15 protein-coding genes are annotated in these 18,245 nt (G+C 33.0%); 10 read left to right on the top strand and 5 right to left on the bottom strand.

Translation table 11 applies throughout. From position 1 onward, the window contains the following. Window positions 1–20 precede the first annotated feature (20 nt). Together DRF58_RS05260 and DRF58_RS05255 are read left to right on the top strand one after the other, a co-directional pair. Window positions 21–530: a DUF7935 family protein gene (locus DRF58_RS05260; protein ID WP_116033602.1), complete on the top strand. Its 510-nt coding sequence runs from the start codon at window positions 21–23 to the stop codon at window positions 528–530. 14 nt (window positions 531–544) lie between these two features. After that, window positions 545–1,156 (top strand): inorganic pyrophosphatase, encoded by a 612-nt coding sequence (locus DRF58_RS05255; protein ID WP_116033600.1) that lies wholly within the window; start codon window positions 545–547, stop codon window positions 1,154–1,156. 341 nt (window positions 1,157–1,497) lie between these two features. On the opposite strand, the gene mgtE is transcribed toward DRF58_RS05255, so the two are convergent. Both mgtE and DRF58_RS05245 read right to left on the bottom strand, forming a co-directional pair. Beyond that, entirely contained in the window at window positions 1,498–2,817 is a 1,320-nt protein-coding gene (gene mgtE, locus DRF58_RS05250; protein ID WP_116033599.1) for a magnesium transporter, read from the bottom strand. A 91-nt stretch (window positions 2,818–2,908) separates the two neighbouring features. After that, a complete protein-coding gene (locus DRF58_RS05245) occupies window positions 2,909–3,463 on the bottom strand; it encodes a pyruvate decarboxylase (protein WP_116033597.1) in 555 nt (184 codons plus the stop codon). Between the two features lie 133 nt (window positions 3,464–3,596). Here DRF58_RS05245 and polA point away from each other — a divergent pair, with 133 nt between their 5' ends. From polA to DRF58_RS05225, 4 genes are all read left to right on the top strand, one after another. After that, on the top strand, window positions 3,597–6,428 hold the full coding sequence (gene polA, locus DRF58_RS05240; RefSeq protein WP_116033595.1) for a DNA polymerase I: 2,832 nt from the start codon (window positions 3,597–3,599) through the stop codon (window positions 6,426–6,428). A gap of 52 nt (window positions 6,429–6,480) precedes the next feature. Next, complete coding sequence (locus DRF58_RS05235; RefSeq protein ID WP_116033594.1) at window positions 6,481–6,750, top strand: YciI family protein; 270 nt, start codon at window positions 6,481–6,483, stop codon at window positions 6,748–6,750. 175 nt (window positions 6,751–6,925) lie between these two features. Then, window positions 6,926–7,276: a bleomycin resistance protein gene (locus DRF58_RS05230; RefSeq protein ID WP_116033592.1), complete on the top strand. Its 351-nt coding sequence runs from the start codon at window positions 6,926–6,928 to the stop codon at window positions 7,274–7,276. 51 nt (window positions 7,277–7,327) lie between these two features. After that, on the top strand, window positions 7,328–8,353 hold the full coding sequence (locus DRF58_RS05225; RefSeq protein WP_116033590.1) for a M28 family metallopeptidase: 1,026 nt from the start codon (window positions 7,328–7,330) through the stop codon (window positions 8,351–8,353). A 69-nt stretch (window positions 8,354–8,422) separates the two neighbouring features. Here the strand turns inward: DRF58_RS05225 and DRF58_RS05220 are convergent, their stop codons facing one another. After that, window positions 8,423–9,190: an NUDIX hydrolase gene (locus tag DRF58_RS05220; protein ID WP_116033589.1), complete on the bottom strand. Its 768-nt coding sequence runs from the start codon at window positions 9,188–9,190 to the stop codon at window positions 8,423–8,425. After that, on the bottom strand, window positions 9,174–10,331 hold the full coding sequence (locus DRF58_RS05215) for an MFS transporter (RefSeq protein ID WP_262510753.1): 1,158 nt from the start codon (window positions 10,329–10,331) through the stop codon (window positions 9,174–9,176). The genes DRF58_RS05220 and DRF58_RS05215 overlap by 17 nt, the downstream gene beginning before the upstream one ends. Window positions 10,332–10,573: 242 nt before the next feature. Between DRF58_RS05215 and DRF58_RS05210 the strand changes: the two genes are divergently transcribed. From DRF58_RS05210 to DRF58_RS19105, 3 genes are all read left to right on the top strand, one after another. Then, window positions 10,574–13,483: a SusC/RagA family TonB-linked outer membrane protein gene (locus tag DRF58_RS05210; RefSeq protein ID WP_116033585.1), complete on the top strand. Its 2,910-nt coding sequence runs from the start codon at window positions 10,574–10,576 to the stop codon at window positions 13,481–13,483. Between the two features lie 11 nt (window positions 13,484–13,494). Next, a complete protein-coding gene (locus tag DRF58_RS05205; RefSeq protein WP_116033583.1) occupies window positions 13,495–15,051 on the top strand; it encodes a RagB/SusD family nutrient uptake outer membrane protein in 1,557 nt (518 codons plus the stop codon). 180 nt (window positions 15,052–15,231) lie between these two features. After that, window positions 15,232–15,408, top strand: coding sequence for a glycoside hydrolase family 30 beta sandwich domain-containing protein (locus tag DRF58_RS19105; RefSeq protein WP_116033633.1), 177 nt, complete (start codon window positions 15,232–15,234; stop codon window positions 15,406–15,408). Window positions 15,409–15,870: 462 nt separating this feature from the next. Here DRF58_RS19105 and DRF58_RS05195 read toward each other — a convergent pair whose 3' ends face one another. Then, window positions 15,871–16,974, bottom strand: coding sequence for a M14 family zinc carboxypeptidase (locus DRF58_RS05195; protein ID WP_116033582.1), 1,104 nt, complete (start codon window positions 16,972–16,974; stop codon window positions 15,871–15,873). A gap of 473 nt (window positions 16,975–17,447) precedes the next feature. On the opposite strand from DRF58_RS05195, the gene DRF58_RS05190 reads away from it, so the two are divergent. Continuing rightward, window positions 17,448–18,119 carry a hypothetical protein gene (locus DRF58_RS05190; protein ID WP_116033580.1) on the top strand — a complete coding sequence of 224 codons (672 nt, stop codon included), beginning with the start codon at window positions 17,448–17,450 and terminating at the stop codon, window positions 18,117–18,119. The last annotated feature ends 126 nt before the right edge of the window (window positions 18,120–18,245 follow it).

The raw sequence follows: 18,245 nt of genomic DNA, 5'->3' as shown, positions 1-18,245 counted from the left end.
TTGCAATCCGAATTTGAGATATGTTTGATTCAGATTATTTACCATACGCTGTTGCAGTTATCATCGCATTACCATTTTTGGTTTTTGCGAAACAATTCGTGAACAGCTTTGTCAGACTCAAAAAACAGGAAATTAATTTCTTAGCAACAAAATCAAATAGCGAAATAAAACTTCATTCTTTAGAAAGAATGACACTTTTTCTGGAAAGATTGAAACCAGCAAATCTCATTGCCAAATTTGATAAAAACCTTCAGCCACACGAGTTTGTTTTCTTGACTGAAAAAAATATCGTGGAAGAATTCGAATATAATGCTTCTCAGCAATTATACATTTCAAAATCGTCTTGGGAAGATATTATCACAAGCAAAAATAATATCATCCAAAGTCTTCACAAAACCTATGAAGAATTGAATGAAAACTCAAAATTAGAAGACTTCAAAACTGTTTTCCTGATGAGTTATCTTAATTCTGAAGACTATATTTCGGACACAATAGAGAATCTTAGAAAAGAACTTAACAAAATAATATAAATACTAGATAATAAATGATTCCAAATTTTAAAGCCCATCCGTGGCACGGGATTTCAGCTGGAGAAAAGTCTCCGGAAGTTGTAAACGTTTTTGTGGAAATTGTTCCTACAGATACAATCAAATACGAAGTTGACAAAGAAAGTGGATACTTAAAAGTTGATCGTCCACAGAAGTTTTCCAATATCATTCCTGCAATGTATGGTTTTGTTCCAAGAACCTATTGTGAAGAAGAAGTTAAAAACCTTGCAGCGGCAACCGGAGCAACAGAAGTTACAGAAGGTGATCACGATCCGTTGGATATCTGTGTTCTTAGCTCGCACAACTTCACATCTGGTAATATCCTTTTGGAAGCTATTCCAATCGGTGGATTCCAAATGATTGACAAAGGAGAAGCAGATGACAAGATTATTGCTGTTTTGGTAGAAGATCAAGTTTATGGTCACATCAGAGATATTTCTGAATTACCAAAAGCAGAAGTTAACCGTCTTTTACATTACTTCTTGAGTTACAAAAACTTGCCAACTGAACCTGCAAAAGTTAAAATCGATTTGATCTATGGCGCAGAGCAAGCTAAAAAAGTAATCGTAGCATCTCAAAAAGATTACAACGATAACTTTTCAAAATAGAAATTCTACTTTTCAAATATATAAAACCTTCTTGTCCAGAAGGTTTTTTTATTTCTAAATAATTTGGGCGCCTTTATCCGCCTTCCGTTCCCGCTTTTTTCTGTCATTGCGAACGAAGTGAAGCAATCTGTAGAACTCTTGTACAATCGCAATAACATAAAAAGAGCTCCACTCAAGTCGGGGCGCGCTTCCCCAAGATTGAAGATTTGTCAATCCTATTTTCGCTTTTTAACTTTGATGAGTTTGAAGTTTATACTGAGCTTGTCGAAGTACTTTTGCGAGTCTTAAAAATATTTTCAATAACTTAGATAAAACCTTTGCTGATTTTGCGTTAAATGTTTTTATAGAAGTTTCCCCGTAAGAAACAAACCTGCAACAGAAAAATAGATAATAAGTCCCGTAACATCTACAAGCGTTGCAACAAAAGGGGCGGAAGAAGTAGCAGGATCTAGTTTTAGTTTTTTAAGAACAAACGGAACCATAGAACCAGAAATAGTTCCCCAAAGTACGATGAGCATTAAAGAAACGCCAATACTTAATCCTACAAAAGTCCAATGTTCTCCATAGTTGAAAAGTCCAACTTTTTGCCAAAAAGCAATTCGCATAAAGCCAATAATTCCCAAAATACTCCCTAAGAAAATACCTGTGAAAATCTCTTTCTTCATTACATACCACCAATCTTTCAAACCAATCTCCTGAAGTGCCATTGCGCGGATAATCAAGGTTGCAGCTTGCGAACCAGTATTTCCACCACTAGAAATAATTAGAGGAACAAATAACGCCAACACAACAGCCTTCTGTATTTCATCTTCAAAATGTCCCATAGCAGAAGCGGTTAACATTTCAGAAAAGAAAAGAACAACTAACCAGAATCCGCGTTTTTTTACCATTTCAAAAACTGAAGTCTGAGTATAGGGAAGGTCTAACGCATCCAAACCTCCAAATTTTTGAATGTCCTCCGTATTTTGAGATTCGATCTGATCCAAGATGTCATCTATGGTTACAATCCCAACTAAAACACCATTTTCTGTAATGATTGGTAATGCACTTCTATCATATTTTTCAAAATAAGGAACTGCATCTTCTTTGGAAGTAGTGGTTGTAATAGCTACAAAATGATCGTCAGAAAGTTCTGAAATCAATTGGTCTTCATCTGCCAATAGGAGAGAACCGATGGTAATGTCGTCTATCAAACGATTCCTTTCATCTACAACATAAAGAAAATTGAGCGTTTCTACTTTCTTTCCAACTTTTTTGATTTGCTGAAAACATCTTTTAACGGTCCATTCTTTTCGGATTTGAACATAGTAAGGTGTCATCAATCTTGCGATTGAATCGGCTTCGTAACCTAAAAGTTTCAATGCGACACGACGTTCTTGCGGATTCAAAAGATTGATAGAAGACTTAATTAATTCATCTGGAAAATCTTCGAATAATTGTGTTCTGTCATCGGGTGACATTTCGTTCAAGATATCAGAAACTTCGTGACTTGCAATGCTTCTAATGGTTTCTTCTTGAAAATCAGGGTCTAAGTGAGAGAAAACATCCGCTTTTTCAGATTTCGGTAACTTCAGAAACTGTAACAGACGTTCTTTCACTGGCAATTTGCTCAATGATTCTGCTACGTCAGCTGGATTTAGTATGATTTCTGTATTCTCGATCTTTTAGAATTTTGCATTGCAAAAGTATTAAAATCTTAAAGAATTTCTTTAGAAATAGATTAATAAAGTGTGAATAAAAATTATACTAGAACTAATTTTTTAGCTCTTTGTCCAATTTTCGGATAGCACCTTTTGTTCCAATGATTACAGAATTAGAAGCGGTACCAAGTAATCTTCCGTTTCCTTTGTAAGTATCATAAGAAGTTTCCATGATGTATTCTCCTTTGGAGTTATACAATTTCATACTCACAATCACTTGATTAGAAAATACATACTTTCCAAACCCAACCTTGAAATATTTCACTTTTGGAATTACTGCGACATCTGCATTATTATTTTGACAAATCTCTTTTACAGTTTTAGTATCAACATCATCAAAAGAAATTGGTGTATCAACTTGTAGATATTTGATGTTTCCCAAAGATTTCATTTTATCAGAAGTTGCACTGTGAAAAGCCGTGTACGTTGGTTCTTTTATTTCATTAATATCGGGAAAAACTTCAGGATTAAAATAAAGGATAGTCTTTACCTTTGATACTTTTATATTTTTATTTTTATATAGCAACGCATCTCCATAATTTGCGCAGGAAATAAGAAGGGTTGATATATAGATTGTTATAAAAAAAGAAAGTAGATGTGTTTTCATTTGCTTGGTACAAAATTACAATCAATTTTCTATATATCAATACAATGGTTTAGGATTTTTTTAACAGAATTCAATAGTTCTATTTTAAATTCTTTCAGCCATTAATCATCACATTTTTATTACTTTTGTTTTTATGACTTCTACAGACAAAAGATTATATCTTATTGATGCCTACGCTATGATTTTCCGTGGGTATTTTGCATTCATCAAAAATCCAAGAATTTCTACAAAAGGATTGAATACTTCTGCGATTTTCGGATTCACTAATTCTTTGATAGAATTGATTAAAAGAGACCGTCCAACACATTTGGCAGTTGTTTTTGATGTGGGAAGAACCAATGTTCGACACGATGATTATGCAGATTACAAAGCCAATCGTCTGGAAACTCCCGAACCGATTCTTTTGGCAAAACCTTATATTAATGATATTTTGGAAGCGATGCACATTCCGATTCTTGGATTGGAAGGTTATGAAGCGGATGATGTCATCGGAACGATTGCCTGCAAAGCGGAAAAACAAGGTTACAATGTTTTTATGGTAACGCCGGACAAAGATTTTGCACAGCTGGTTACAGATAAAATTAAAATGTATAAACCAAGTTCCAAAGGCGGTGATATAGAAATTCTTGGCGTTGAAGAAGTCAAAGCTAAATATGAAATCGAAGATCCAAAACAAATCATCGATTATCTTGGAATGATGGGCGACGCTGTCGATAATATTCCCGGATTAGAAGGTGTTGGAGAAAAAACGGCAAAGAAGTTTATTCAAGAATTCGGGTCAATGGAAAATCTTTTAGCGAATACTCATCAGCTGAAAGGAAAACTTAAAGAAAAAGTTGAAGCAAGTGCAGAAAGAGGTTTGTTATCAAAGAAATTAGCAACAATTCTTTGTGATGCGCCAATTGAATTTATTGAAGAACAATACGACTTAGAAGTTCCGGATTTCGAAAAAGTAAAAGAAATTTTTGATGAGCTCGAATTCCGAAGATTGTACGAAAATCTTTACCGTGCATTTTCAAATAAAGAATATGTAGAAGAACTACAAGATTCTGACAACCACCAACCAACAACCAACAACCAAAATCCAGTTCATAAAAACGGAACAATGGATTTGTTCGCCAGCTTCGAACAACTAGAACAAGCGACTACTACCAAATCTACAATCGCAGAAAACGACCACATTTATCAATTCATTGATAACCCGAAAGCGCAAAAAATATTAGTTTCAAATCTCTTAAAGCAGAAAGCAGTTTGTTTTGATACAGAAACAACTTCGCTTAATGAGTTGGAAGCAGAACTGATTGGAATGAGTTTTTCCTACAAAAAAGGCTTAGCGTATTACATTCCGATTTCTGAAAATAGGGAAGAAGCACAAGAAACGGTTGAGATATTCCGTCCGTTTTTTGAAGACCAAAATGTCCTTAAAATAGCTCACAATCTGAAATACGATTACAAAGTTCTTCAGAATTACAACATTGATGTCGAAGGGAAAATCTTTGATACAATGATTGCGCATTATCTTCTGAATCCTGACGGACGACACGGGATGGATTATCTTTCCGAAATGTACTTGGATTACAAACCTGTTTCAATCGAGACTTTGATTGGAAAAAAAGGAAAAAATCAATTGACGCTTCGTGAAGTTGATATCCCAACTCAGACTAATTATGCTGCGGAAGATGCTGATGTTACGTTTCAATTATACGAATTATTTGCACCACAATTAGCCAAAGAAAATGCGGAAAAATTGTTTTATGATGTAGAAATGCCTTTGATGAAAGTTCTTGCGAAAATAGAATTGACGGGTGTTAAACTCGATAGCAATTGGCTTGCGAAGGAAAGTATTGATTTGGAAAATGATTTGAAATTATTAGAATCAAAAATTTTTGAATTGTCCGGAGAAGAGTTCAATATGAATTCGCCAAAGCAATTGGGAGAAATTCTTTTCGATAAAATGCAGCTTGATCCGAAAGCGAAGAAAACCAAAACCGGGCAATTTGCAACGTCGGAAGATGTTCTTCAAAAATTATCTTCAAAACACGAGATTATCTCTTCGATTCTGGAATACAGAATGTTACAAAAACTAAAGTCAACTTACGTTGATGCTTTGCCAGGTCAAATTGATAAAAAAGACAATCGTGTTCATACAACTTTTGCTCAAACTGTTGCAGCAACAGGACGTTTGGCGAGTGTAAATCCGAATCTTCAAAATATTCCAATACGAACATTAAGAGGACAACAAATTCGTGGTGCTTTTGTTGCTGACGAAGGCAAGAAAATCATTTCTGCCGATTATTCTCAAATTGAATTAAGATTAATTGCAGAAATTTCCGGCGAGCAGAATATGATTAAAGCGTTCCAAAACGGAGAAGATATTCACGCTTCAACTGCTGCGAAATTGTTTGGTATTGATTTGAGTGAAGTCTCAAAAACACAGAGAAGTCAGGCAAAAACAGTGAATTTTGGAATTATTTATGGACAAGGTGCTTTTGCTTTGGCGGAACAAACCGGACTCTCCAGAACCGAAGCCAAAAAGATGATTGATTCTTATTACGAGACATATCCGCGTTTGAAAGAATATATGGCTGAGCAAGTGAAAAAGGCGCAAGATCTAGGTTTTGTAGAAACTATTCTCGGAAGAAGGCGTCACTTGAAAGATATTAATTCCAGCAATTTTGTTGTAAAAGCTCACGCTGAAAGAAACGCTGTGAATGCGCCAATCCAAGGAAGTGCAGCCGATATCATCAAACTCGCAATGATAAAAATCGAAAACGAATTGGAAACTCAAAAACTGGAAACCAAAATGCTTTTGCAGGTTCACGATGAATTGCTTTTCGAAGCTCCGATTGATGAAGTGGAAACTGCAACAACACTCATCAAAAAAGAAATGGAATCTGCTTTTGAAACCAAAGTTCCTTTACTGGTGGAAGTTGGAGTTGGGGATAATTGGTTGGAAGCGCATTAATAAAATTATGAATTATAAGTTATAAATGATTAATTATTAAAAACAAACAAATATGAAAGCCGTAATTTTTTACGAACACGCAACTGACAAAACAATGGATGAGTTTATGGCAGTTTTTCCACGCCACGAAGAATTCGAAGCTGAATTTATAAAATCTGAGAAAGTTTTAGGAACCGGTGCTTTTGGTAATCCTGGAGAAGGAGCGATGGCGATTTTTGTGGACAAACAAGCTGCTGAAGCTTTTGTGAATGGCGATCCTTTTGTTCAGGAAGGTTTGATCGCAAAAGTGACTATCAGAGAATGGAATGACGAATTGGCGTAATAAAAATTAATAAAAACCACATAGACACATAGAATATCTGAAAATACAATCTAGAAATAGAAAAAATAGAATCAAAAATTGACTATTTCATCTTAATTTTCACTGAAAATCTATGTGACTATGTGGTTAAAAAATATTTTGTGTAAATTTAAATAGGCTCTTAAAATTCAATATTATGATATCACAGATAATTCCAAAAATTCCTTTTATAGATAAAGGAAAAACAATTGATTATTATAAGAATCTTGGATTCGAGTTTGTTGCGGATTATGATAATTATCTAATTGCGACTTATAATAATTCTGAACTTCATTTTTTTGAGTTCAAGGAATTGATTCCTTCGAAATCAGATTTTATGCTTTATCTCAAGATTTCGAATAATATTGATAAATTCTTTCAACAAGTTAAGTCCAAAAATATCGAAATCCATCCTAACGGAAACCTCGAAACAAAACCTTGGGGAATGAAAGAGTTTTCCTTGCTTGACCCAAATGGAACATTGTTATGTTTCGGAGAAAAAATATAAATTTTCTGTAACAATTAATCTTTGATTTCGACTTAATTATTAAATCTAATTATGAAAAATATAAAACTATACGGTTTTTTGATGGGCGCTGCGCTTGTTACTAGCTGTGCTTCAACAAAGAACTTTTCTTATGAAGGAAAAGGTTTCAAAGATGCTTATAACAGTATTACTTTGGAAGAACTGAAAACCAATCTTTATATAATCGCTGATGATAAGATGGAAGGTAGAGATACCGGAAGTGCAGGTCAGAAGAAAGCAGGCGAATATATGATTGAGCAATACAAAAAGAACGGAATTGGATTTCCTGCAAGCTTAGGTTCTTATTATCAGAAAGTTCCGTCTGAAGCAATGAAAAAATATGGAGAAACTCTTCCTGATTCTGAGAATATTTTGGCTTTCATAGAAGGTTCTGAAAAACCAGACGAAATCATCGTAGTTTCTGCACATTACGATCACGTTGGAATGAAAAAAGGCGAAATCTACAACGGAGCGGATGATGATGGAAGTGGAACTGTTGCGGTTATGGAAATTGCTCAAGCTTTCCAAGAAGCTAAGAAAAAAGGTTATGGTCCAAAACGTTCTATTCTTTTCTTGCACGTAACTGGTGAGGAGCACGGGCTTTTCGGCTCAGAATATTATTCGGATCATCCGGTTTTTCCTTTGGTGAATACAGTTGCTGACCTTAATATTGATATGATTGGACGTGATGATCCAGAGAACAGAGGCAAGCAATATGTTTATGTAATCGGTTCGGAAATGTTGAGTTCTGAATTGAAAAAAATCAATGTTGCAGCCAATGATAAAACTGTAAAATTGGAACTTAACTATAAATATGACGATCCAAAAGACCCTCAAAGATTATATTACAGATCAGATCATTACAACTTTGCGAAGCATAACATTCCGGTAGCATTTTTCTTTGACGGCATCCACGAGGATTACCACAAACCAACTGATACTCCTGATAGAATTGATTACCCATTACTTCAAAAAAGAGCACAATTGGTTTTCACGACAGCTTGGGAACTGGCAAACAGACCGGACAGGATTGTGGTTGATGGAAAGAATGACAGATAAGAGTAAAACTTTAATATAAAACAAAACCAGCTTGTTACTAAGCTGGTTTTTTATTTGAGATTAATTAAATTATTTATCAAAATCCGATTTTTTAATTTCGGAGCCCTCCAAGAATCGATACAGATAAGGCGCTTTGTTCGCCGAACCTGTAAAATGTTTTTCCAATCTTTCTAAGATGTTCATACTCAGTATCTTTCTTTGGAAATTGTTTCTTCTTAGAGGTTCTCCCAAAATAGATTCATAAAGATTTTGTAATTCTTTCATTGTGAATTTATCAGGAAGAAGATTACTTCCCATGACTTGATAATCAATGTTTTTTCTGAGATAGAGTAATCCTTTTTCAATCATTTCTTTATGGTCAAACGCCATATTCGGTAATTTGTCTACATCAAACCATTGACAAATCTCGTTGAAAGAATCAGGAAATGTGTAAGTTAAAGTGTAATCTACCAACGCACAATATCCAACAGATATAAAACGCTGATAAATCCAGTGATTGGAATCAACTTCTATATTTTTGTTTTCTAAAAGTTTCTGGTGCGTATTATTTTCAGTTCTTTTAATATCTCCAAAAGTGTAGAATTGCTCCATAAAAACATCCGAAAGATGTGTTCTCTCGTATAATGTTCTTGCGGCAGCATCATTCAGATTTTCATCATTAAAAACAAATCCACCAGGAACAGCCCAAAGATCCAAATCGTGGTATTTCAGCAACAAAACTTTGAGCGTATCTTTATGAAATCCAAAGATAACGCAGTCCACAGAAACGTGTTCTACAAAATCATTGGTATCAATTAATTCTCTTAGATTCTGTTTATTCTTATTGATTTCGGTCATAGGTTATAGGCGTTTTATTTAGAAAAAATGTGAGTCCAAATATAATTAATAATGGGAATAAAATAAATAAAGGATAAAAATTACTAACATTTTTATGAAAAATGCCAGCCATATACAGAGATCCAACTGAACTTCCCAAAGAAGAACAGACGACAACAATTGATACAAGAAGATGGGTTTTCTCTTTTGGAACTTTGTTTAATATTTCTGAATTGTAAAGTGGAAAAAGTGGTGATAAAAATAATCCAATCAATGGCATTATAAATATCAATAAAAATTTCAAATCCGTATAAAAATAATAGATCAAAACTTGGCAGGCAATCAATATTGAAAAGACAAAAAGTAAGCAAATCAAAACAAACTTGAACCAATGAAATCTAAGTATTAGCCGGCTTGTAACCAATCTTCCGATGAAAGAAAATAAAGCTAGAAAAGCAGATGCTTGTAAGGCAAAATAAGAGTTGACTTTCAAATTATTTTTAAAAAAACTTGGAAGCCAAGAATTGAAACTCTGCTCTACAAATACCATAAAAAAAACAATAATGAAGAAGTAAATCAATTTTGGTTTTAGAAAAAATTTCCATCCTCCAGATTCTTTTTTATTCTCTGAAATTTGCTCTTTCTCAATCTTTGAATTTCGTAACATCAGAACATTAATGATGCTTAGTAGGGCAATAATCCAAAATCCATATTTCCAATATTGCGCGTAATTACTCGTTAACAAGCTGCCAAAACCTATATTAACGAAAAAGATTCCAATCATAAAAGAAGCATCTACGCTGGAAACAGCACTTGCCAATTGCTTGTCCTTGAAATTATTTTTGATAATACTGAAAACTGTAATTTTTGCAATAGCAAAACCAACCCCAACAATACTTAACCAAATCTTAAAGAACCAAAAAACTTCAACCAACGGGAGAGCAATAGAGCTAATCATTATAAAAATTAAAGCAAAAATGAGAGCTTTCTTATTACCAGTTTTTGCAATCCAATTAACACATAATAAGGAAACTATCGCCATCGGAATGTCTTTAAAAGACTCCAAAACGCCAAGACCTTTGTAAGAAATTGTTGTCGACAATTGCAAGATAATCACACCCATACTATTTAGTAGCATTGAGAAGATCAAGAAATTAAGCATTAGAGGTAGCTTAATTTGATTTTTATTAACATTCATGTAATGAAGCCTTAACTTTTTTTAACAACTAAGAGCTATTTTAGTGATTTCAAAAGTACAAAAATTAATAGAAATCAATAAAAAAAATATGCACAACTGTTTATAAATAAAGGATAAATTAAAAAAATATAAAAATTATTTTGTGATGTAAAAAAAAAAACTACTTTTATTGTCTCAGTTTGAGATTAACAAAAATTAATTAAAATATGAACTTAAAGTATTCAAAATGTCTTGGTTTAGCTGCTGTGCTTTATTTCACTGCAAACTACTCAGCTCAACAACGGGTAATTGACACAGCTTCTAAAGAAAAAACAATAGAAGAAGTTGTCGTTATCGGTTATGGGACTCAAAAGAAAAGCAATGTTACGGGTGCAATTTCAAGTATCAAAGCTTCGGATTTAGAAAATGCTCCAGCAGCAGGTAGACCTGAGCAAGTCTTGCAAGGTAGGGCAGCTGGTGTTTCTGTAATATCTAATTCTGGGCAACCTGGTTCAACACCAACAGTGAGAGTACGTGGTATAACCAGCTTTGGAGCTGGAAGTAACACTCCTCTTTGGGTAGTTGATGGTATTGTTGTAGACAATATTGGATGGTTAAGCCAATCTGATATTGAAGGTATGGAAATTCTGAAAGATGGAGCATCATCAGCAATTTATGGTGTTTCTGCTGCAAAAGGAGTTGTTTTAATTACAACTAAAAAAGGAGCAAAAGGTAGAATGAACCTTTCTTATAATGGCTTTTATGGTGTAGGAAGCGCTGCGAAAAAGTTAAATCTTTTAAATGCTACAGAATATGCAACAATTATGAATGAGGCATATACTAATGACGGATTAACTCCCGTATTAGGAAATCCTTCTTCTTATGGCATAGGCACAGATTGGCAAAAACAAATTTTTAACTCAGCTGCACGTCAGTCTCAAGAATTTAGTATCAGTGGAGGAAGTGATAAATCTACATTCTTCTCATCTTTTGGCTATTATGATCAAGACGGCATTGTTTTAAAAGATATCTCAAATTATAAAAGAATTAATGCGAGATTAAACTCAACACATAAAGTTTTGGACTGGTTGACTATTGGACAAACTTTTGCCTACACACACGTAAAAGCACGTGGAATTACGGAAAACGGAGAATTTGGAGGACCTTTAAGCTCTGCTATCAACCTAGATCCAATTACACCAGTTGTATTAACTAATGGTACAAGTGGCCAGCCTAATGCAAATGATTACAACAACTCATTTATTGTTCGTGATCAAAATGGAAATCCGTACGGTATATCACCTTATGTGAGTAAAGAAATGACTAACCCACTAGCTTTCAAGCAAACTCAGTTAGGCATGTACAGATGGTCAGACGATATTATTGCTAATGTTTTTGCAGAGATTAAGCCTGTCAAGAATATTACCTTCAAATCAAGTATGAATGGTAAACTTTCTTATTGGGGAAATCAATCATTCACACCAACAAATTATTTGAGTTCTGCTGTTCAAAATAGTTTTAACAGTTTATTTAGACAAACAGAGCAAAAATTTGAATGGAGTACTGAAAATACAGTGACATATCAAAATAAATTTGGACAACATAGTTTTAATTTTCTATTAGGTCAAGGTTATTATGAATACAACATCTCTTATGGGCAAAATATAACCTATCAAAATCTGCCTGTTAACAATTGGCAAGATGCTTCTTTCAACTTTGATATTTCTGCTGATAATAAAACAGGTAATGCCTGGGATGGTGTAAACACTCATAAAGCTTCTTATTTCGCAAGATTGGTTTATGATTATGATAACAAATACCTTTTGACTGGTACTATACGTAGAGATGGTTCTTCTAAATTTGGAGCAAATAATCACTGGGGAAATTTTCCAGCAGTATCTTTAGGATGGAACGCATCCAATGAAAGTTTCTGGCCAGAAAATAATGTTGTTACAAGCCTTAAGCTTAGAGGAGGTTATGGAGTTTTAGGAAACGACGCAATTGATGATTTTCAATTCGCTAACTTTTTAGTAGGAAATGTCAATTATACATTTGGTGATAATATTATCCGTGTAGGGTATGCACCTAGTACATTGGAAAATCCTGATTTAAAATGGGAGCAGACATCTCAAATGAATATCGCTGCAGACCTAAAATTATTCAAAAATTTTGACTTAAGTGTAGATGTTTACAGAAAGAAAACAAGTGATATCTTAAGACAAGTAGAAGTTCCTGGATATTTAGGTCTACTTAATAATCCTTGGAGAAACATTGGAGATATGAATAATGATGGGATTGAAGTAACTCTAGGTTATAAAAAGAACTGGGGAGATTTTGGTTTTTCAGCCAATGGTAATTTTGGTTATTTGAAAAATGAAATCACAAGACTGGAAAATGATAGAGAATATCTGAACTTTGCTTCTTATCAAACCTTAGGTGCTGTTTCTAGATTACAGGTAGGTCAATCTTACGGATCTTTTTACGGTTACCAAAATTTAGGTATTTTTCAAAATCAAGCTGAAATAGATGCTTATAAAAATGCTTCTGGTGGGTTGATTCAGGATAAAGCAAAACCAGGAGATTTCAAGAGATTGGACGCCAATGGTGATGGAAAAATTGATGAGAATGATTATGTAAATCTCGGTAATTCTGTACCAAAATATACTTTTGGTCTAACAATTAATGCTAATTATAAAAACTTTGATGTAATGGTATTTGCACAAGGTCAAGCAGGAAACAAAGTATTCCAAGGTCTTAGAAGACTTGATATTCTTGAAGCTAATTATCAAACTGATATTCTTGGTCGCTGGACTGGTGAAGGAACATCTAATGATATTGCTAGAATTACAAGAAATGATGAAAATACCAATTACACAAGAATGTCCGATTATTATTTGCAAAAAGGTGACTACTTACGTTTGAAATTGGTACAAATAGGTTATACACTTCCTAAAGATATATCTCAAACTATTGGAGCCAACAAAGTAAGATTTTACGTAACAGGAGAGAACTTGGTTACTTTTACCAAATATACAGGTTATGATCCAGAAATTGCTGGTGGAGATACATTCGGAATTGATAGAGCTTATTACCCTCAAGCAAGAACTTTCCTTTTTGGAGCTAATATTCAATTTTAAATCTTAAGAACATGAAAAATAAAACATTTATATATAAAAGTATTTCTGCTCTAATGTTAGTAGGAATTAGTCTTGGAGCCGTTTCTTGTGATAATGGAAACCTCGAAGATGTGGAAAATAAAGGTGCTTTTGATGCCTCTAATTACTTTAATAATGAAGAACAAGCTTTTACAGGTTTAGTAGCTACTTATGATATGCTTAGAAAATATTCTGGTGGATTTGAAAATATGGTAACATTCTTCAATGGAGCTTCGGATGATTTCTATTCTGGTGGTGGGAACTCTTCTGATGGAGCAGGAATCCAAGGTTTTTCTAATTATACAATCAATCCGATTATTATGCCTGCAAGCTATTGGAAAGATTATTATAAAGGAATTGCAAGTGCAAATCTTTTGTTAGAAAGAATTCCTAATGCATCTATGAATGATCAGACAAGAAATAGATACATTGCAGAAGCTAAAGTTTTAAGATCATTATACTATTTCGAATTACTTAGGATGTTTAAAAATATTCCTCTTATTCTAAAACCTGTTTTAGTTTCAGATGATTATTATAATATTCCACAAGCAACTCCAGAGGCAGTTTATGCACAAATAGAAGGTGATATAATTTCTGCACTGCCAGATCTTATGATGAAAGCTTCAGGAGCAAACGAAAAAGGAAGAATCACGCAAGGAACTGCTCGCGCAATTTTGGGTAAAATTTATCTTTATGATAAAAAGAATGTAGAAGCTGCAGCTCAATTTGAAATGGTAAACGGTACACCTGGTGGAACAAGCCAATACGGATATAAATTAGTTGATAATTTTGCTGATTTGTGGAAAGTTGGCCCAGTGGATGACCCAGGAAGATATAAATTTTTATCAGAATCTATTTTGGAAGTAATGCACACCAACGGAAGTAGAGCAGATTGGGGCTTCTGGGGATCTGGTCAAGATGAAGGAAACTCTATTAATGTAATGTTAGGAATTATTTCTTACAAACGTACTGACGTAGCAAATAATGATGCACCTGATATCTATGCAAGCTGGGGATTCAACCCAATTACAGATGATTTGTTCAATTTTATGCAAGGAGATCCTAGAGCAGCAGCTACAATTCTTGATGCCAAAAAGTATAAAGAAGAAGGTAAAATCACTTATTCTCCAGGATTTAGAGACACAGGACGTTTCTTAAATAAATTTGCACCAAGAAATGCTGATAAAAGTAATCTTACAGGAGCTACAGAACTTAATTTTCGTCAAAACTATATAGCAATCAGATTAGCCGATACTTATCTTATGGAGGCAGAAGCGCTTGGAGCTAGTGGAGCAAGAGCACAGGCATTATTGGATGCAGTAAGAGCTAGAGTAGGATTAGCCTCAGTTCCTGTAACTCTTCAAGCTATTAAAGATGAGAGAAGAAGAGAATTGGCTGGAGAAGGGCACCGTTGGTTTGACCTTGTAAGATGGGGAGATGCGCCAGTAAAATTAGGTGGAAGAGGATTTGTAACTGGTAAAAATGAGATTCTTCCAATTCCTTTCAACGAGATGATTGGTACTGCATTAAAACAAAATCCTAATTATTAATCTTCATTTATTAAATAAAATTGAAGATACATTAAAGAAAGGATTTTAATTAAAAATTAATTTTTCTTATTATATTCTTAGGGTGAAAGAGGCTTTTTATGGCCTCTTTCATTTTTATTAAATTCTCTAGTAAAGAGCATTGCTCAAGCTTAAAAATTTGTTCCTCAGAATTCTCAAAGAATTGCTTCTACACAGCCGGGAAGCTTAAGTTCTGTAGCTTTTGTAACACCTAGTGGAAAAATCACACTTATAGTTCTGAATGAAGGTAACAATACCGAAAACTTCAATATCAGATATAATAATAAAAGTGCAGCAACTCCTTTAACACCTAAGTCTGTAGCGACTTTCGTATTTTAATCTGATAAATTAATTAATCGCCCGAAGATGAATCTTTTTCAAAATTTTTATATTTCAATTTTCCAGAAACCTTACTATGTATCAGGTTTTCGATTTTCAACGTGCGTTTGTTTGCCATCATTTTTTTCGCATGAATTTAAGAGAACAATTCCAGATAGAATTAACATTAAATTTTTCATAATCGTTTATTTTTAGATAGAATGAATTTATAAAATATTATAATAAAATATCAGATCAAAATAGAGCTAAATCTCTCCTTTTTCATAAATTATAAAATGTCCTATAATTTATATTATGTTAAATTAGATTATTTAATCATTTAATAATTAATGATTTTTACAAATTATCAATTCAATAAAAACAGCCAAAATTTGCAAGAATTTTGGCTGTTTTTATTTTCTGTGTGAGATTATCTTCACTAAAAAAAAATTACATTAGAATCTCAACGATTAGCATTTTAAATTATTCAATTCTAAAATCAACTAAAGCATCAAGCTTTGGAAATTTCTTAACGGAAACAAATTTCTTATCTGTACAGTCAATTTCTGTCCAGCCTTTTTTATGATTCAAATCACCAACTTCAATAACATACGGTTGATAAGTCAGATTTTTGTTATCATCCAAGATTTCTTTGTATTGTACAGCAATATCCAAAATACATTCGAACTCTGTGTTAAGTCTGACATTTCTGTAAATCAAATCAAAATGAGTTTCTCTGTTCTGTGGAATTTCAAAATAAGTTTCATAGCTGTAAGTATCACCTTTAAGCACTGAGATTGCCTTCAAAGCAAAATATAAAGCGTGCGTGTAATATTCTCGAGTTTTTTCTCTTTTGAGGTCATTCTCATAAAAACCACCTTCAAATAAAATTGGAGTAACTCCTGCTTTCATAAAATTGTCACCGCTTGATGTTGGGTAAAATTCGTCTGTATATTTAGCAATTCTGTTAGGTAGGATTTGCTTCATCTGAAGATAAATTGCCGCGATCACAGTCATACTTTTTTTTCTGTTTTCTGTAATGGTTCTTTCAACATTTTCTGAAGGAGCCAGAAATGATAATGTCGCAGGATGCTTACCATCAGTTGTGAAAATCGTGCGTTGGTCGTGGAGATTCAAAGCGTAATCGTAATTTCCTTCTAGAACGATAGATTTCAGGATTTTTATTTCGATACTAGACATTCTCAGATAATCTCTGTTGATATCGATATCAAAAGCGTTTCTTCTGGTCCAAACTTCAGAACCATCAGGATTCAACATAAAAATGAAATCTAACTGAATCAATTCAAAAAGCTTTTCTTTCAGTTCCGGATGTTTTTCCCAGATTGATAACAAGTCCAACATTGCTAGAGTTGCTGTAGATTCATTACCATGCATTTGTGACCAAGCTACAACTTTAGTTTTACCATTTCCCAAAGTCATCATATAAATAGGTTTCCCTAAACTAGATTTTCCGACCTCTTTTATGTAATCGCTGTAATTGCTCTGTAGGTAAGAAAATAATTTTTCAGGGGAAATATAGCGATTAGGAAAATCAGCATTTTGTGAGTAAGGAAAACTATTGGTCATTTTATCTTGGTTTGATTTGTCACAAAAATAACATTTAATCTCAAATTAGACTATTTACATTTGTAAAATATTTAAACAAAACCAAATGTCACTTTGTCTGTTGGTTTTTTTGTGGATTACATTATAATTATTTTAAAAAAATAAATTATTAATTATCAGTGATTTATATAATTTAAATAAAGTATAAATTTATATTTACTTTAATATGGTTTTTAGCTGTAGTCGTTGATTTGTTTATCAAAACACTAAACGTATTTTTAATCACAATTTATATAATATTACAAATGTATAACGTCTTATATTTCAATTATTTTTCTATTTTCACTCATCGTTATCCACAATGGATATATTTTGAATATGTTCTCTTTTATTTTTTCCAAGTACAACAATTATGTTAAATCAGAATAAGCAGAAAATCTCAATGTCATAACCACTTCCCTGCTCTACTCACAAATAACTAAGCTTAAAAATCAATGAAAATAAAGTCTATAATTTTATTCGTTACAATTCTAATTTCAACCAATATTTTTGCCTGTAAATGCGAAAATCCGGATATCAAAACATCTTTTGAGCGAGCAGATTTTGTTTTTATTGGAGATATTTATGATGTTCTCAGAACGCCATCCGGGTTCAAAAATGTTGATGATTATCTAAGCAAAGTGAAAATTGGAAAGATATATAAATCAAATAATTACGATGGCTTTTACAAAAGTAATGCGACAATTTACGCTTCACAACTTCGTTCTTGCGACATTATATTTGATGAGAAAGGAAAATATCTGATATTCGCTTACAATGAACCAGATACAGGCTTTTTGTTTTCGCAGCAATGTATGAATACAAAGAAACTTAATTTAGCTTCTAAAGAAGATTTAAAAACCTTAGATATTTTAAGCCATTCTTACTTCGAAAAATTGAAGATTGAAAGCTCAAAGCCGATTGATGTCGATAATATCGAAATTGTTATTGATGACTACTTTAATCAGCCGAATCGACAAATGATTAGACTTAATAATGAAAATGAACAATTAAAAATTGAAAACAAGAATTATAAAACCTGGATTCTTGTAATTTCTACAATTTCATTGTTTATAACTGTTATTTTGCTGTTTGTAAAATTTAAATCAAAAATAACAATTTCGTAATTAATTGATTTTATGACTAATGTTTGTTATTATCTAAATTTAATTTGAAGTAAGAAGAATTTGAAGTTTTAATTCAAGTATGAATATGAACAATAATTACTGATAGTTTTCAAAATAAGGTTTTCC

This window comes from Epilithonimonas hispanica (assembly GCF_003385395.1).
In the GTDB taxonomy this organism is placed as follows: Bacteria; Bacteroidota; Bacteroidia; order Flavobacteriales; family Weeksellaceae; genus Epilithonimonas; species Epilithonimonas hispanica.
Note: the sequence above shows the minus strand (reverse complement) of the source record. Positions and strands in the feature narration are given on the sequence as shown.

Bases quoted from the DNA above. Each gene is read 5' to 3' on its own strand.
- DRF58_RS05260 (WP_116033602.1), top strand. From the start codon at position 21: ATGTTTGATTCAGATTATTTACCATACGCTGTTGCAGTTATCATCGCA.
- DRF58_RS05255 (WP_116033600.1), top strand. From the start codon at position 545: ATGATTCCAAATTTTAAAGCCCATCCGTGGCACGGGATTTCAGCTGGA.
- DRF58_RS05245 (WP_116033597.1), bottom strand. From the start codon at position 3,463: ATGAAAACACATCTACTTTCTTTTTTTATAACAATCTATATATCAACC.
- polA (WP_116033595.1), top strand. From the start codon at position 3,597: ATGACTTCTACAGACAAAAGATTATATCTTATTGATGCCTACGCTATG.
- DRF58_RS05235 (WP_116033594.1), top strand. From the start codon at position 6,481: ATGAAAGCCGTAATTTTTTACGAACACGCAACTGACAAAACAATGGAT.
- DRF58_RS05230 (WP_116033592.1), top strand. From the start codon at position 6,926: ATGATATCACAGATAATTCCAAAAATTCCTTTTATAGATAAAGGAAAA.
- DRF58_RS05225 (WP_116033590.1), top strand. From the start codon at position 7,328: ATGAAAAATATAAAACTATACGGTTTTTTGATGGGCGCTGCGCTTGTT.
- DRF58_RS05220 (WP_116033589.1), bottom strand. From the start codon at position 9,190: ATGACCGAAATCAATAAGAATAAACAGAATCTAAGAGAATTAATTGAT.
- DRF58_RS05215 (WP_262510753.1), bottom strand. From the start codon at position 10,331: ATGCTTAATTTCTTGATCTTCTCAATGCTACTAAATAGTATGGGTGTG.
- DRF58_RS05210 (WP_116033585.1), top strand. From the start codon at position 10,574: ATGAACTTAAAGTATTCAAAATGTCTTGGTTTAGCTGCTGTGCTTTAT.
- DRF58_RS05205 (WP_116033583.1), top strand. From the start codon at position 13,495: ATGAAAAATAAAACATTTATATATAAAAGTATTTCTGCTCTAATGTTA.
- DRF58_RS05195 (WP_116033582.1), bottom strand. From the start codon at position 16,974: ATGACCAATAGTTTTCCTTACTCACAAAATGCTGATTTTCCTAATCGC.
- DRF58_RS05190 (WP_116033580.1), top strand. From the start codon at position 17,448: ATGAAAATAAAGTCTATAATTTTATTCGTTACAATTCTAATTTCAACC.